This window comes from Paenibacillus cellulositrophicus, from assembly GCF_009363095.1.
In the GTDB taxonomy this organism is placed as follows: domain Bacteria; phylum Bacillota; class Bacilli; order Paenibacillales; family Paenibacillaceae; genus Paenibacillus_AQ; species Paenibacillus_AQ favisporus.
Genome location: NZ_CP045295.1, coordinates 2,272,537 through 2,287,530 on the forward strand (window position 1 = coordinate 2,272,537; position 14,994 = coordinate 2,287,530).

Consider the following 14,994-nt stretch of genomic DNA (forward strand, 5'->3'; position numbering starts at 1 on the left):
TTTCCTTTCCTAGCCTTCCTCATTAACAAGAACTCTTCTGCCTTTCAGCTTCAGGATTAACGGAATCGTAATCCACAGCAGTCCAATGATCAGAAACACAAGGGAGACCGGCTTCTGGAGGAAGATCATAAAATCACCGTTGGAAATCGTCAGCGCGCGCCTCATGTTATTTTCCATCATGGGTCCAAGAATAAGTCCCAGAACGAGGGGAGCGAGCGGAAAGTCGTTTTTGGATAATACATAACCGACCACACCGCAGCCCATAATTAAGAGAAGATCGAACGTCGAATACTGAACGGCGTACACTCCGAAGACCGAAAAGACAATAATTAAAGGGATCAAGTACTTGGCAGGCGTCTCGATCACCTTGGCGAACAGCTTGACGAGCGGCATGTTGAGAATCAGCAGCATCAGGTTGCCGACAAACATACTGGCTATAACGCCCCAGGCCAGCTGGGGATGATCCTGAAACAGCAATGGGCCCGGCTGCACATTGTACATAATGAAGGCACCCATCAAAATGGCCGTCGTACCGGAAGACGGAATCCCCAGACTGAGCAGTGGAATCATAGCCCCGCCGGAAGCCGCATTATTGGCCGATTCGGGCGACGCTACGCCTTCGATGGCGCCTTTCCCGAATTTCTCGGGATGCTTGCTGATCTTTTTTTCTACAATATATGCAAAAAAGGACGCGAGAATGGCTCCTGCTCCTGGCAGCAGACCGATAAAGAAGCCAAGAATTGAACCGCGCGCGATCGGTGCGGCGCTGTCCTTCATATCCTGCTTCGTTGGCAGAATGCGGCTGATTTTTGCGATTTCTCCGTCGTTATGGTCCCGTTCCAAAATGGTTTTGAACACTTCACCTACCGCGAACATGCCGACTGCGATCGTCAAAAATTCCAGCCCCTGATAAAGCTCCGGAATCCCGAAGGTAAACCGCTCTACGCCGGATACGCTGTCGATCCCGATCGTCGCCAGAAGCAGGCCGAGTGCCGTCATCATCAGCGCCTTGACCATCGATTTGCCGGCCAGGCCACTGATCGCAAGGAGTCCAAGCACCATCAGCGAAAAGTATTCGGCGGGACCAAATTTGATAGCAACAGCCGATAATGGGCGGGCCAGGAAGATGAGTCCAACCAAAGAGATAATGCCTGCGGCAAACGAACCGATGGCCGATATCGCGAGCGCTGCACCCGCCCGTCCCTGCTTCGCCATTTGATATCCGTCCAAAGTCGTGACGACAGACGAGGACTCGCCCGGCGTATTGAGCAGAATGGAAGTCGTGGACCCGCCGTACATGGCGCCGTAATATACGCCAGCCAGCAGAATAATGGAACTTGTAGCCGCTTCTTCGGGACTCAGGCCCGATGTCATCGTTGCGGTAATCGGAATCAGCAGCGCCACGCCACTCATCGGACCGATGCCTGGCAGCACGCCAACGACGGTGCCGATCAAGACGCCAAAAAATACAAAGACCAGATTATGCCACTGCATTGCCGTCCCAAGTCCATGCAGCAAATATTCAACTGTGCTCATTGTTTAACCCCCTAGAATAAGACTAACCAAGATGGAAAACCGGGCAGGGTACCATCCAGCACGTTGACATACAGATAATACACACCGTAAGAAAAGCAGGCGGAGATCACGACCGATATCCAGATCCGGCCCCGCTGCATCGTTTGAAAGCCGATCATCAGGAACAGGAACGTTGAAATAACGAATCCGATATCCTCGAGGAAAAGGGCGTACAGCACGGCGGCCGTAAAAATAATACCGAAACGCTTGTAATCGAGCCTTTCCCGATTTTGCTGTTTCTGCTGCCTGCGGAAGGTTTCATATATCAGCCTGATGCTCATCAGCGAAAGAAATGCGCCGAGAAACAACGGAAAGATGTTCGCGCCGACGTTGCTGCCATAGGCGCTTGTCGATATGCTGGTGCTCCCGATGACAAAAGCGATGCCGATCGCACAAAATACGATGCCGGCATAGCGGTCAAATGAATGATTCATAGTCTTCACGCCTCCTCTTCAGACAGGGAAAAGGGAAGTCCCCATCCCTTTCCCTCCCCCTGCACGGCCTAACGCCGTTACTTCTGCATCCCGAGTGCCGTCAGCATTTCTTTCAGCTGATCATTTTGTTGAGCCAGGAAAGCCTTGAAATCGTCGCTGTTCTTATAATCGCTTTCCCAGTTGTTCGCCGTCATCTCGGCCGCCCACTCTTTCGTCTCGGTCATTGTTTTGATGGCCTGATCCCAATAGCTCTTCGCTTCAGCGCTCATTTCCTTGGGTCCGAATATCCCCCGCCAAATGAGGAATTCCGCGTCAATTCCCTGCTCCTTCATCGTCGGCACGTCTTTCAAGCTTCCTCCCAGACGTTCAGGCGCGGCCACGCCGAGCACTTTGATTTTTCCGGCCTTTAAATACTGGTCAAGCGACGAGGCATCCGTACCCAGTACATCGGCGTTGCCGCCAAGCAGTGCAGTAATGGCTTCGCCGCCCCCGTCGTAAGAAACGTACTTGACGCTCTTGGGGTCAATCCCGTACTTGAACGCCGGCAGAATGGATACGAGATGATCCATAGAGCCGGGAGCCGATCCGCCGGCGATCGTGAACTTGGTCGGATCGGCTTTCAAATCATCGAGCAGCGACTTCAGATCGTTGTATTTCGAGTCAGCCGCTACAGCAATGGCGCCATAGTCCTTCGTCAGCTGAGCCAGCGGCGTCGTATCCTGATATCCATATGGCGAATTGCCCTCCTTTTTTAAATTGTTGATCAGGATCGGTGGAGAGTTGACAAACAATTTGTAGTCATCCTTCTTGTCCTTGGTCGCATACTCAGCCATAAACACGGCGCCGCCTCCGCCGGGTTTATTTTCAACCGTAATAGCTTTGCTGACAGCCTTTGTCTCGGTCAATACTTTCGCAATGGTACGGGCCGTCATATCCCATCCCCCGCCCGCACCCGATGGGGCCACGAGCGTTAACGCTTTGTCGGGATAATTGGATTTTTTGGCCGAAGTCCCCTCTTTTGCTGCTCCCCCGTTGGCACAAGCCGCCAAACTAAGCGCCAGAATGGCCGCAGGTATCACTTTCCAGGTTTTGCTCATCATTTTTTTATTCATCTGGATACCCCTTTCGAAAAGTTCATCTAAACCCTTATCAACTTGGTGTCATCGCAATGTATGCGCTTTCTTTTTGTGGTTCCCAGCATATCACCCGCGGCAGCTTTAGCAAATGTTAAGCACATAAGATCTAAAAACACGATTATGGGCATTTTGTTCATTTTGTTCACGATAAAATGAAAGCCCTTTCAAGACCTTTATGCTACAATAAAAGCAAAAAACGGAGGGGCGCACGGTACAACATGCGGCTGCAGACAAAACTGATTTGGATCATCTGTTCCCTGATTGCCTTTATCATCCTCAGCTTGAGCGGTATTTTTTATGTCGTGATCACAAACATTTTTGAGGATCAGATCGGTCAGCGCGCCCTAAAAGTAGCTGAAACTTTAGCGATCATGCCGGAGATTAGAAAAGCCTTTACTGAGCCGGATCCTTCGGCCGCAATCCAACCTATTTCGGAAAGCGTCCGGATCAAAACCGGCGCCCAGTATATTGTTGTAGGGAACCGCGAAGGCATCCGGTATTCGCATCCCCTGCCGGACCGGATCGGCAAATCGATGGTCGGCGGCGACAACGGTCCGGTACTTGCGGGGCATTCGATCGTGTCCAAGGCCACCGGTTCCATGGGGCCTTCCGTTCGCGGGAAGGCTCCTGTTATTGCGGATGACGGGACGGTGATCGGCATCGTGTCTGTCGGTTTTCTGACCGACAACATTGACCGGATAAACGACGTGTACCAAAATGAAATATTGCTGGTCTCCTTGATCGGTCTGGCTGTCGGGGCAAGCGGAGCCGTACTGATCGCACGCAGCGTCAGGCGTTCCATCCATGGACTTGAGCCCAAGGAAATCGGGGCGCTGTATACAGAGAAAAAGGCGGTTCTGGAATCGATCCGCGAAGGAATTATCGCCATTAACCGGGATGGCTTCATTACGATGGCTAACCGTTTCGCTCTTCAGCTGATGAATCTGTCGGAGAATGAAGCGATCATGGGAAAACATATTGAGGATGTCCTTCCGAACACACGGCTGCTCGAGGTAGTCCGGAGCGGCGAAGCCGAGTTCGACCGGGAGATGCTGATCGGCGACCATGAAGTGATCGTAAACAGGCTTCCTATCATGGATATGAACAATCAATTAACCGGGGCGGTCTCCAGCTTCCGCAGCAAGCCGGAATTATACCGGCTGGCCGAAGAGTTGTCCCAGGTCAAGCGTTTTGCGGAGTCGCTCCGGGCGCAGACGCACGAATACTCCAACAAGCTCTATGTCATATCCGGTCTGATCCAACTGGAGTCTTATCAGGAAGCGGTGGACCTGATCAACCGCGAAGTGAACGTCCATCAGCATTTGATTCAGTTTGTAATGAGGGAAATCCCGGACCCGGTCATCGGCGGGCTGCTGATCGGCAAGTACAATCACGCCCAAGAGCTGAAGCTTTCCTTTGAGATTGATCCAGAGAGCACGTTCGCTGACATCCCGGACCATATGGACCGCAGCCTGCTCGTGACCATTATCGGAAATTTGATCGACAACGCGATGGAAGCCGTTCTTGCGAGGCAAGCCTTTTCCGAATCCAAAGGCGAAGTCACGCTGTTCCTGACAGATTTGGGTGAGGACCTGATCATCGAATGCGAGGATAACGGAATCGGCATTCCGGAAGACATCGGAGATACGATCTATGAAAAGGGATTCTCTACCAAACCGGGGGAACACCGCGGGATCGGGCTTGCCCTTGTCGTTCATGCGGTCCATAAGTTAAGCGGTTACATTACGTTCCATCGGAATACGGCGGGCGGCGGTACGGTCTTTACGGTGGCGATCCCCAAACAACCCGGTCTATTCAGAAAGGAGCATCCTCATAGAAATGTCCGAACCAAACCCAATGATTGAGGTGTTAATCGTAGAGGATGACACCAAAATCGCAGAGATAAACAGGCGATTCGTAGAACAAGTGCCGGGATTTAAAGTCGTCGGCATCGCCACGGATGAAATGCAGGCGAAATCGCAGCTGGAAATCCTGGAGCCCCAATTGGTGCTTCTGGATATCTACCTGCCTCAAGCCAATGGCTTGGATCTGCTGCTGTTCATCCGCCAGCACTACCGCAGCACGGATGTCATCATGATTACCGCCGCCAGGGAAATCGAACCGATCCGGGAAGCCATCCGCAGCGGTGCGTTCGATTACCTCATGAAGCCGCTCATCTTCGACAGGCTGAAGGAAACGCTGCTGCATTATGCCGCATTTCAACGGGAGTTATCCCGGCTGGATACGGCTGGCAGCATTGGCCAGAGCGATGTGGACCGCCTGCTGGCAGGTCCAGTCAAAGCGGAGCCGCTTCCTGCGAATACGGCCGACGTCTTCCTGCCCAAAGGCATCGATAAATTGACGCTTGAAAAGGTCGTTCAAACCATTTCGACGGTGAACGACGGGCTAACCGCCCATCAAGTGGCCAAACGGATCGGCATCAGCCGCTCGACCAGCCGGAGATATCTGGAGCATCTCGTCGGGTTCGGCATTGTCTATGCCGACCTGTCCTATGGGGTCGTAGGACGGCCCGAGCGCGTATACCGGAGCAAAAAATAACCCGTCTGCAGGCGCAGGCGGGTTTTCCTTGCTCCATACCGGATAATTCTTACCGCGTGCACGCCCGATACTCCGTCGGCGACATGCCGGTATGCCCCTTGAACTGCCGGGAAAAGTGCGACAGCTGCATTCCGAGCTGATCGGCAATGTCCGCTACGGGCGCGTTCGTAAATGATAGCAGGCGTCTGGCTTCCTCCATACGCTTGCGCTGGACGTAATGCATCGGTGTGCAGCCCATCGCTTTTTTAAAATAAGGGATAAAGTAGTTCGGATGCAGATGGACGATCTCGGCCAGCTTTTCGATCTCCATCGGTTCATGAAGATGGTCATGAATGTACTGCAGCACACCGCCCAGCTTGTTCCCTTCCGTATGGTGCATGAAATCGATCCAATAGTCGGTGTATCCCCCCTCTTCCAGGCAGCTAGCCAGCATGTGCAGCAGACCAGCCTGCATGCGCAGGGCCGCAAAAGGACCTCCCGCCTGAAATTGGCCGATCATCTCGTTAAAAGTGCTTCGAATAAACTCCGGGTCGCCGACATCGCTGATGTAGAGCTTGCTGTCTGCATGAAACAAGGGCCACTCCCCTACCTGAGCGTCAAAATGGCAGAAATACCGCGTGTATGGATTTTCCTTGGACGTGTAGGTCGTCTGGCTCGTCCCCGCAGGCATGATCATCAGCTGGTTCGGCTTGGGGTAATAGGTCACGCCGTTGATGACGACCGATCCTTCGCCTTCGGTGATGTAATAGAGCCGGTGGAAGCTCGGGGCGACTTCGGCCCGGTTCCAGTCGGGAAAGCCGCTTTTGAGCTGGACGTGACTGATATGTACCCGAAGCCCTTCCGGCAGCCGTGCGCCGAGCTGCATGGCCTGTGCCATAAATGACCCTCCTTATATAGAAAATAGTCGTCCAATGTAATGCCATTGTATCATCCCCATTTTACGAAAACACCTTAATTTTGTGCAAAACCCTCTTAATCTTAGCCATTTGCTTCCCATGCCATTCGGGCTAAGCTTGAGGGAGATGCAATGGCTTACATGCCTGCAAACTTTGATCATAATCCATGGGAAGGCGGGATCATTTAGATGGAGCAAGTACGATACGGCGTTATCGGCATCGGGAATATGGGAAGCAGTCATGCACTGAATTTGGTGGATAAAATCAAGGGGGCGCAGCTGACGGCGATTTGCGATACAAGCCCCGCCCGTCTGGAGTGGGCACAGGCCCATCTGCCGGAATCGGTGCAAAAGTTCGACACACCGGAGGCGTTCTTCGCTTCGCAAGCGATGGATGCCGTCCTGATCGCCGCTCCGCATTATGATCATCCGGTGCTGGCGATCCAGGCTTTTGAGAGCGGTTACCACGTCATCGTCGAAAAACCGGCCGGAGTCTACACCAAGGCGGTTCGTGAAATGAATGAGGCCGCTTCCCAATCGGGCAAACTGTTCGGCATTATGTACAACCAGCGGACCTCCCCGCTGTATACCAAGCTGCGCGACCTGGTGCAGTCCGGAGAATTGGGGAATATCAAGCGGACCAACTGGATCATTACCAACTGGTACCGCTCGCAGAGCTACTATAATTCGGGCGGATGGCGGGCCACCTGGGCTGGCGAAGGCGGCGGTGTGCTGCTGAACCAGGATCCGCACCAGCTGGACCTGTGGCAGTGGACGACCGGCCTGATGCCGAAGCGCGTGCGCGCTTTTTGCCACTTTGGAAAATACCGCAATATTGAAGTCGAAGATGACGTCACCGCATATGTCGAATATGAAAACGGAGCTACCGGCGTATTCGTGACCACCGTAGGCGAGGCACCCGGAACGAACCGTTTCGAGCTCTCCGGAGATAACGGCAAAATCGTCGTCGAAGACGACAAAATCACCTTCTGGCGCCTGCGCGTGCCCGAGCCGCAATTCAACGCGGAATATACAGGCGGATTCGGCCAGCCGGAATGCTGGAAATGCGACATTCCGGTGCACGGGGGACACGGGCCTCAGCATAACGGGATTTTACAGAACTTCACCAATGCCCTGCTGCATGGCGAGAAGCTGATCGCCCCGGGCGAAGAAGGCATCCGCGGCCTGACGATCTCGAACGCGATGCATCTGTCGGCCTGGACAGACGATTGGGTGGACCTTCCGCTCGACGAGGATCTGTTCTACGACAAGCTGCAGGAGAAGATCAAAAACTCGACGTTCCGCAAGGAAACCGCCGGCGGTAAGGTGCTGGACGTATCCGGAACTCACTGATAGACAGTCCATTTTCAATAAGAGGAGAATCGCCCTATGAAACTATCGGTATTTACCGTCGTCACCCCGGATCTGACCCCTGAAGAGCTTGTACTGGCCGCCAAGGAAGCCGGACTGGACGGCGTGGAATGGCGCTTCAAGGAAGTTCCCGCAGGCGCTGCAAGCGAGAAGCCGTCGTTCTGGAGCAACAATTTGTGCTCGATCGACCCCTCCCTTCCCGCGGACCAAATGCAGCAATTCAAAGACTTGTCCCTTGCGCAGGGACTTGAGGTCGTAAGCATCACTCCCTATCTGAACCATCTGGACCTGAAGGATACGGAGCATGTATTCCGGACGGCCCAGCAGCTTGGGGCGAAAATGATCCGGCTCGGCGTGGCCGGTTATAACGGGACCGCAGACTACAACGAGCTGTACGACAAGACGCTCCGTTATTTAAAAGAGGCCGAGCCAATGGCTAAGCAATACGGCGTCAAAGGCATCATCGAAACCCATCACGGCACGATCGCGCCGAGCGCCGGTCTCGCCCACCGCCTGGTCAGCCACTGCAGCCCGGACCATATCGGCGTTCTGTACGATCCGGGCAACATGATCCACGAAGGCTTCGAGCATTCCCGGATGGGCCTTCAGCTTCTCGGTCCCTACCTCGCCCACGTTCACATCAAAAACGCCGAGTGGGTCCGCGAGGGAACGCGTGAAGACGGAACCGTCAAATGGCGTTCGAAATGGACGCCGATGCGCGAAGGCATCGTAGATTTCACCTCACTGCTCAATGACCTGAAATCCGTCGGCTATGACGGCTACTTGGGCATCGAGGATTTCAGCGAACAATACACGTCGCGTGAGCTGCTGAAGGAATTCGCCCAGCTCATGCGCGAAAGGATGTGACCTTCATGACCGCACAAAATAAAGACGGAATGAACTACGCGCCGGAAGGCAAGCCGAACCATGTTGTTGAACCGGGAGAGTTTGTGTTTGCGGCGGCGGCCCTGGACCACGGGCATATTTATGGCATGTGCAACGGGTTGATCGAAGCCGGGGCGACGCTGAAATGGGTTTACGATCCGGAACTGGCGAGAAGCCAGGCTTTTGCCGACAAGTTCCCGCAGGTTCAGATCGCGGACAGCCTTGAGCAGGTGCTCGGGGATCCGGAGGTCCGATTGGTGGCCGCAGCTGCGGTGCCCAGCGAACGCTGTGCTCTTGGACTGCAGGTGATGGACGCAGGAAAAGACTATTTTACGGACAAAACGCCGTTCACTTCGCTGGACCAGCTGGAAGCGGCGCGCCGGAAGGTTAAGGAGACCGGTCAAAAATACGCCGTCTATTACAGCGAGCGGCTTCATGTGGAGTCAGCGGTCTATGCCGGACAGCTCGTGCAAAAAGGAGCCATCGGCCGTGTCATCCAGGTGACCGGCTTCGGCCCGCACCGGCTGAATGCGCCGTCGCGTCCGGACTGGTTTTTTGAGAAGGAAAAATACGGCGGCATTCTGTGCGATATTGGGAGCCACCAAATCGAACAGTTCCTGTTCTATGCCGGCTGCAAGGACGCCAAGGTTCTGCACAGCAAAGTAGCAAATTACAATAACCCGGACTATCCCGAGCTCGAGGATTTCGGCGACGCGACCCTGGTAGGCGACAATGGCGCCACCCAGTATTTCCGGGTCGACTGGTTTACGCCGGACGGTCTCGGCACCTGGGGCGACGGCCGGACGATCATCCTCGGCACCGAAGGCTATATCGAGCTGCGCAAATATATCGACATCGCCCGCGATCCGCGCGGCGACCATGTCTACCTGGTGAACAGGGACGGCGAGCAGCACTTCGAAGTCAAAGGCAAAGTAGGCTACCCTTACTTCGGCCAGCTCATTCTCGACTGCCTGAACCGGACCGAGAACGCCATGACCCAGGAACACTGCTTCAAAGCGGCCGAACTGTGCCTCAAGGCGCAGGAGGCAGCCGTACGTATCGATCAGGTGCTGCAGACGAATTCGTAGCCACAATTCTTGCCCGACCGCGTGTTAAATTAACGGTCTGCCAGGATTGACGACTTTTCCATAAGCAAAAAGCTCCTTATCGCGCTCCCCCTCTGTGTTAAGAGGTTAAGAGCACGGCGGGAGCTTTTTTTCATTCCATCCGGATTTGGATCTATTTCGTTAGGGCATCCATCGAATAAAGAATAGCCATGCCATTAGGTTATGTGTCATGCACGTGCGGGGGCTGTGGCTGTGGCTATTATTCTGTCACTACTCCCCGTAAACGTTGGTAAACGCCTCTTCGATTTTCGGAACGATGTTCTCCCAATCGGCATCCGGCATTTTGCTGACGGTGACGAACGACCCGATGCCAAAAATGTTATCTACCCCATCGATGCTGAGCAGCGCGCCGGCGAGCGGATGGTCGGTGTCGTCCCCTTTTTTCAGTGAGGTACTTTTCGGTCCTTCGAACAGGCTCTGGCTAGCATTGACTTTAAGCGAGTGCGGGTTCGGGGTCTGCTGAATTTGAATGGATACGGCCATGCTTAATCACTCCTTTCTGCCTATAACTGTACCATATTGTCCATTATCCACCAAAACCAATTCGCCCTTCAGAAGTGAAAGCGACATCATTTGCGCTTGGCGAAACGCTGGATTACAATAAAAGGAATTGAACGGTTAGGGAGAGGTGAAGAAATGAGCGACAGCAGACTGCAGCCCGGAATGGACGCCACGTACATCGTTTCCGGGGACTCGATTTCCAAGGGGGTCGTGTATGATGAAACGCGCAGCAAATATGTCATCCTTGAGGATAATTACGTATCCCTTCTTCAGGACAAACTAAAGGGAGCCGTAAAAAACACGGCGAGATTCGGCAATACGCTGATGAAGGGCATCGGCAGCCTGAAGAAAGAAATTCTGAAAGGCAAGCCCAGCATGGTGTTGATTGAATACGGCGGCAACGATTGCGATTTTAACTGGAGCGAAATTGTCAGCAATCCGGACGCGGAGCACCGTCCCAAGACGGATTTTACGCTGTTTGAGAAAATGCTGACGGATACGGTGAATTTTCTGAAAAGCCAGTCGATTACGCCGGTCCTCATGAGCCTCCCTCCTCTCAACGCGGATAAATACTTCAAGTGGGTCAGCCAGGATAACCCCGAAGCGGAGCGAAACATCATGAAGTTTCTCGGCAGCGTCACCAAAATCTACTGGTGGCAGGAGCGTTACAATTCGACGATCCTCAAGGTGTCCGAGCTGACAAAGACCAAATACATCGACGTGCGGGGTGCTTTTCTAGCCCATCCGGACTTTACCCAATTCATCTGCTCCGACGGCATCCATCCGAACCGGGACGGCCATCGTATCATTTACGACAAGGTTCTCGAGTTCGTCAAAGCCAATTACGGACATTTGCTGAAAGACAATACGAAAGGCTGCGAGGCGTAAATGAGAGGATCATGCGAGTTTAGTTGAAATTAGATGCATTTTTTGCGTTTCATTCATCCGTTTGCTGGAAAATCCAATTCCATAGACGTACCATGCTTCCAGACTCGGTTTGTACTAAAAAAGGCTTCCTTATCAGGTGACTTCACCTGGGGGACAGCCTTTTTGTCTGTTCGGAATCAATCCATAGGCGCTGGATCATATGAAAAGAGGGAAACGCAAAAACGGCAGCCCGGGACATGACGTTCATGTCCGGACTGCCGCTCTTATAGTTGATGATCTATATAGGATAAATAGAGCGATAAGCGTTTATTTTCCGTGGCACTTCTTGTACTTCAGCCCGCTGCCGCAAGGGCACGGCTCGTTGCGTCCCACCTTCGGCACGGTATCCGCTGCGGAAATGTTCACCAGCTTCACCAGCTCCGGCTTAACGCCATCGGCAATGGCCTGAAGCTCCACCAGGGTAAAGCCGTTATTGGCCCACATCCGGGTATGGTTATAGACCTCGGTCAGCAGCTGAATCGTCTGCTGGGCCTGAAGCGGGTTTTTGAAATTGATTTTGCGGCTCTCGAATTCGTAGATCAGATCCTGAATCGACGAACCCTTGGCACACGCCAGCTGGAGATCGTCGATCAGGTATTCCACCGTCTCCTGGTCCTTGCACAGCTCCCGCAGCACGTACTGCTGCAGCGCGGACAGCTGCGGCGTCAATTCAAAATACGTCTCGTCCGCATACCGGAGCAGCTCCTCTTGGTCGGGAACATAATACGGTTTCCCTTCGACCTTCGCGATCCAGTCGTTGATCTTCTGCTCGTCCAGGTCGTGGAGCAGATAGCTGTTCACGATGTATCCGCCGTGAAGGAGCAGGTTCTCGCCCCGGCCGATCGCCTCGTTCACTTCATTCAGAAGCTCCTTCGCACTCAGCGCCTGTTCATTCTGGGCGTTGTAGATCTCAAGAAGCTTGTCCACCTTAACCGCTCCGTACAAATGGGATGCGGCAACAATATATTGATAAGCCAGCTGGTGCTGGCCGTGCTGCTGTTTCAAAGCAGGCAGATCAGCCTTGCGGATGGCGTCCCTTATTTCTTCCGGCATGATCAGGTGCAGCTGACCTTCCGAGAAAAAGCTGAATACGAGCCCGCGATCCAGCAAAAAGGCATAATCCCCGTATGGAATCGTATTATCTTGAACGGAAGACTCCTGAAGGAGCGTCTCAAACAGGCTCCATTCGGCACCATCCATCTGGAGCAGCATGGACGACAAATGCTCCGTATTCGTGACGTAATCCGACAGCGCTTCGGCAAGCTCTTCTTTCTTCATCTTGGAACGACCTGTGATGCTGTGGACGGAAGCCAGCGCGGACAGCCTCGTCTTGGTCAGGCTCAGCAAAATCTCGGACAAGCTGGTCATGGGTTCGCCGATGATGGCGTGCTGTATGTTTGTTTGTTCCAGTTGTAACGTAGGGTCTTCCAACATGTACACCTCTTCTTCGTTATTAAGCATGCGCAGCATGACCGGTTAAGGCATCACCCTGCGCCCTTCTACCATTATACACGATGTTCGCTTCGCAGCCCGCTCTCCGGCAAAAAAAGGAACCCGGCCCGGAGGTCAAAACTCCGGCAGGCCGGGTTGTACCGCCTGTCAAGCATTCTGCCGCAGGTCGGGTAGGAGCTTAGCTTACACCATAATTTTGCAAATATCGTTCGTAAATTCGACCGGATCCTGGATCGGCAGCCCTTCGATCAGCAGCGCCTGGTTGTACAGCAGGTTCGTGTACAGGCCCAGCTTCTCGCGATCCTTGTCATAAGCATCCTTCAGGGACTGGAACACCTCGTGGTGAATGTTGATCTCCAGCACCTTGTCGGCCTGGATGTCCTGGCCGCTCGGCATCGCTTTGAGCACCTTCTCCATTTCGATCGACAAATCGCCTTCTGTGGACAGGCAGACCGGGTGGGACTTCAGCCGTTTGGAAGCCTTGACTTCCTTCACCTTGCCCGAGAGAATGTTCTTCATCTCCTCGAAGAGCTCCTTGCTCTCCGTCTCCGCCGCTTCATCTTTTTTGTCCGCTTCCGTCTCGATACCGAGATCGCCGCTTGATACCGACTTGAATTCCTTGTCCTTGTACTTCATCAGCATTTTGATGGCAAATTCGTCGATATCGTCGGTGAAGTACAAAATTTCGTAGCCCTTATCGGCCACCATTTCCGTCTGCGGCAGCTTCTCAAGCCGCTCCACGGATTCGCCGGCGGCGTAGTAAATATATTTCTGATCCTCCGGCATTCCGGATACGTATTCGTCCAGCGTCACCAGCTTCTTTTCCTTGGAAGAGGTGAACAGCAGCAGATCCTGCAGCACGTCCTTATCCGCGCCGTAGTTGTTGTACACGCCGAACTTCAGCTGTCTGCCGAACGCCTGGTAAAACGTCTCGTATTTCTCGCGCTCATCCTTTAGCAGCGTCTGCAGCTGGCTCTTGATCTTGCTCTTGATATTTTTCGCGATCAGCGTCAGCTGCCGGTCATGCTGCAGCATTTCTCGGGAAATGTTCAGCGACAGGTCTTCGGAATCAACCATCCCTTTGACGAAGCTGAAGTAATCCGGGAGCAGGTCGCCGCATTTTTCCATAATAAGGACGCCGTTCGAGTAAAGCTCAAGCCCCTTCTCGTATTCTTTCGTATAATAATCGAACGGGGTGTGCTCCGGAATGAACAGGATCGCGTTGTACACAACGGCGCCGTCCGCCTTGATGTGCACATGCGTCAGCGGCTTGTCAAACCCGTAGCGCTTCTCGTTGTAAAAGTTGACGTAGTCCTCATCGGTCAGCTCGCCCTTGTTCTTGCGCCACATCGGAACCATGCTGTTCACGGTCTGCTCTTCGCTGTATTCCTCGAACTCGCCGTCCGCACCTTCTTTCGGACGATGTCCTGTGACGTCCATCTTGATCGGGTACCGGATGAAATCCGAGTACTTCTTGATGATCGTCCGGAGACGGTAATCCTCCAGAAACTCATCGTAATTGTCTTCTTCCGTGTTTTCTTTGATTTTCAACACGATTTCCGTACCCACGGTATCCTTCGCTGCAGGCTCGATCGTATATCCGTCCGCTCCCGCAGACTCCCACTTGTACGCCGTATCGGAGCCAAGCGCCTTGGTGATGACCGTCACCCGGTCCGCCACCATGAAGGCCGAATAGAAGCCGACCCCGAACTGGCCGATAATGTTGTGGCCGTCCTTGGCTTCGTTCTCGTTCTTGAAGGCCAGCGACCCGCTCTTTGCGATGACGCCCAGATTATTCTCCAGCTCCTCCTGCGTCATCCCGATGCCCGTATCGGAAATCGTCAGCGTTCTGGCTTCTTTATCCGGCGTGATCCGGATGTAATAATCGTCTTTATTGAAAACCAGCTGGTCGTCTGTTAGCGCTTTATAATAGATTTTATCGATAGCGTCGCTGGCGTTGGAGATGAGTTCGCGCAAAAAAATCTCCCGCTGCGTATAAATGGAGTTGATCATCATTTCAAGCAGTCGTTTCGACTCGGCTTTAAACTCTTTCATGGCCATCTAGCATACTCCCCTCAACGAACATAGTATCTTAGCACTCAAACATAATGAGTGCTAATTATTCTTATTTT

13 protein-coding genes are annotated in these 14,994 nt (G+C 53.3%); 6 read left to right on the top strand and 7 right to left on the bottom strand.

Going from position 1 to position 14,994, the window contains the following annotated elements; genetic code table 11:
* Positions 1 to 9 precede the first annotated feature (9 nt).
* From GCU45_RS10385 to GCU45_RS10395, 3 genes are all read right to left on the bottom strand, one after another.
* Complete coding sequence (locus tag GCU45_RS10385; RefSeq protein ID WP_076175708.1) at positions 10 to 1,536, bottom strand: tripartite tricarboxylate transporter permease; 1,527 nt, start codon at positions 1,534 to 1,536, stop codon at positions 10 to 12.
* An 11-nt stretch (positions 1,537 to 1,547) separates the two neighbouring features.
* Entirely contained in the window at positions 1,548 to 2,009 is a 462-nt protein-coding gene (locus GCU45_RS10390) for a tripartite tricarboxylate transporter TctB family protein (protein ID WP_152398861.1), read from the bottom strand.
* A 77-nt stretch (positions 2,010 to 2,086) separates the two neighbouring features.
* Positions 2,087 to 3,121, bottom strand: a complete 1,035-nt coding sequence (locus GCU45_RS10395; protein WP_152398862.1) for a tripartite tricarboxylate transporter substrate binding protein — start codon at positions 3,119 to 3,121, stop codon at positions 2,087 to 2,089.
* Between the two features lie 242 nt (positions 3,122 to 3,363).
* On the opposite strand from GCU45_RS10395, the gene GCU45_RS10400 reads away from it, so the two are divergent.
* The gene (locus GCU45_RS10400; RefSeq protein WP_152398863.1) at positions 3,364 to 5,010 is read left to right on the top strand and encodes an ATP-binding protein; all 1,647 of its coding nucleotides are present in this window, start codon (positions 3,364 to 3,366) and stop codon (positions 5,008 to 5,010) included.
* Positions 4,985 to 5,704, top strand: a complete 720-nt coding sequence (locus GCU45_RS10405) for a response regulator (protein ID WP_152398864.1) — start codon at positions 4,985 to 4,987, stop codon at positions 5,702 to 5,704. The genes GCU45_RS10400 and GCU45_RS10405 overlap by 26 nt, the downstream gene beginning before the upstream one ends.
* A gap of 49 nt (positions 5,705 to 5,753) precedes the next feature.
* Here GCU45_RS10405 and GCU45_RS10410 read toward each other — a convergent pair whose 3' ends face one another.
* Entirely contained in the window at positions 5,754 to 6,581 is an 828-nt protein-coding gene (locus GCU45_RS10410; protein WP_152398865.1) for an AraC family transcriptional regulator, read from the bottom strand.
* Between the two features lie 207 nt (positions 6,582 to 6,788).
* Here GCU45_RS10410 and GCU45_RS10415 point away from each other — a divergent pair, with 207 nt between their 5' ends.
* Genes GCU45_RS10415 through GCU45_RS10425 form a run of 3 tightly spaced genes read left to right on the top strand, consistent with a single transcriptional unit; the run spans position 6,789 to position 9,943 of the window.
* A complete protein-coding gene (locus tag GCU45_RS10415) occupies positions 6,789 to 7,952 on the top strand; it encodes a Gfo/Idh/MocA family protein (protein WP_152398866.1) in 1,164 nt (387 codons plus the stop codon).
* Positions 7,953 to 7,988: 36 nt separating this feature from the next.
* Positions 7,989 to 8,837 (top strand): sugar phosphate isomerase/epimerase family protein, encoded by an 849-nt coding sequence (locus GCU45_RS10420; RefSeq protein ID WP_152398867.1) that lies wholly within the window; start codon positions 7,989 to 7,991, stop codon positions 8,835 to 8,837.
* A 5-nt stretch (positions 8,838 to 8,842) separates the two neighbouring features.
* The gene (locus GCU45_RS10425; protein WP_152398868.1) at positions 8,843 to 9,943 is read left to right on the top strand and encodes a Gfo/Idh/MocA family protein; all 1,101 of its coding nucleotides are present in this window, start codon (positions 8,843 to 8,845) and stop codon (positions 9,941 to 9,943) included.
* A gap of 249 nt (positions 9,944 to 10,192) precedes the next feature.
* On the opposite strand, the gene GCU45_RS10430 is transcribed toward GCU45_RS10425, so the two are convergent.
* On the bottom strand, positions 10,193 to 10,465 hold the full coding sequence (locus GCU45_RS10430) for a NifU N-terminal domain-containing protein (protein WP_152398869.1): 273 nt from the start codon (positions 10,463 to 10,465) through the stop codon (positions 10,193 to 10,195).
* A 153-nt stretch (positions 10,466 to 10,618) separates the two neighbouring features.
* Between GCU45_RS10430 and GCU45_RS10435 the strand changes: the two genes are divergently transcribed.
* Entirely contained in the window at positions 10,619 to 11,371 is a 753-nt protein-coding gene (locus GCU45_RS10435; protein ID WP_152398870.1) for an SGNH/GDSL hydrolase family protein, read from the top strand.
* Positions 11,372 to 11,677: 306 nt separating this feature from the next.
* On the opposite strand, the gene GCU45_RS10440 is transcribed toward GCU45_RS10435, so the two are convergent.
* On the bottom strand, positions 11,678 to 12,844 hold the full coding sequence (locus GCU45_RS10440; protein WP_167527111.1) for an SEC-C metal-binding domain-containing protein: 1,167 nt from the start codon (positions 12,842 to 12,844) through the stop codon (positions 11,678 to 11,680).
* A gap of 201 nt (positions 12,845 to 13,045) precedes the next feature.
* Positions 13,046 to 14,923: a molecular chaperone HtpG gene (gene htpG, locus GCU45_RS10445; protein WP_152398872.1), complete on the bottom strand. Its 1,878-nt coding sequence runs from the start codon at positions 14,921 to 14,923 to the stop codon at positions 13,046 to 13,048.
* Positions 14,924 to 14,994 lie beyond the last annotated feature (71 nt).

Excerpts from the sequence above, each read along its gene's own strand:
- GCU45_RS10385 (WP_076175708.1), bottom strand. The coding sequence starts at position 1,536 with ATGAGCACAGTTGAATATTTGCTGCATGGACTTGGGACGGCAATGCAG.
- GCU45_RS10390 (WP_152398861.1), bottom strand. The coding sequence starts at position 2,009 with ATGAATCATTCATTTGACCGCTATGCCGGCATCGTATTTTGTGCGATC.
- GCU45_RS10395 (WP_152398862.1), bottom strand. The coding sequence starts at position 3,121 with ATGAATAAAAAAATGATGAGCAAAACCTGGAAAGTGATACCTGCGGCC.
- GCU45_RS10400 (WP_152398863.1), top strand. The coding sequence starts at position 3,364 with ATGCGGCTGCAGACAAAACTGATTTGGATCATCTGTTCCCTGATTGCC.
- GCU45_RS10405 (WP_152398864.1), top strand. The coding sequence starts at position 4,985 with ATGTCCGAACCAAACCCAATGATTGAGGTGTTAATCGTAGAGGATGAC.
- GCU45_RS10410 (WP_152398865.1), bottom strand. The coding sequence starts at position 6,581 with ATGGCACAGGCCATGCAGCTCGGCGCACGGCTGCCGGAAGGGCTTCGG.
- GCU45_RS10415 (WP_152398866.1), top strand. The coding sequence starts at position 6,789 with ATGGAGCAAGTACGATACGGCGTTATCGGCATCGGGAATATGGGAAGC.
- GCU45_RS10420 (WP_152398867.1), top strand. The coding sequence starts at position 7,989 with ATGAAACTATCGGTATTTACCGTCGTCACCCCGGATCTGACCCCTGAA.
- GCU45_RS10425 (WP_152398868.1), top strand. The coding sequence starts at position 8,843 with ATGACCGCACAAAATAAAGACGGAATGAACTACGCGCCGGAAGGCAAG.
- GCU45_RS10430 (WP_152398869.1), bottom strand. The coding sequence starts at position 10,465 with ATGGCCGTATCCATTCAAATTCAGCAGACCCCGAACCCGCACTCGCTT.
- GCU45_RS10435 (WP_152398870.1), top strand. The coding sequence starts at position 10,619 with ATGAGCGACAGCAGACTGCAGCCCGGAATGGACGCCACGTACATCGTT.
- GCU45_RS10440 (WP_167527111.1), bottom strand. The coding sequence starts at position 12,844 with ATGTTGGAAGACCCTACGTTACAACTGGAACAAACAAACATACAGCAC.
- htpG (WP_152398872.1), bottom strand. The coding sequence starts at position 14,923 with ATGGCCATGAAAGAGTTTAAAGCCGAGTCGAAACGACTGCTTGAAATG.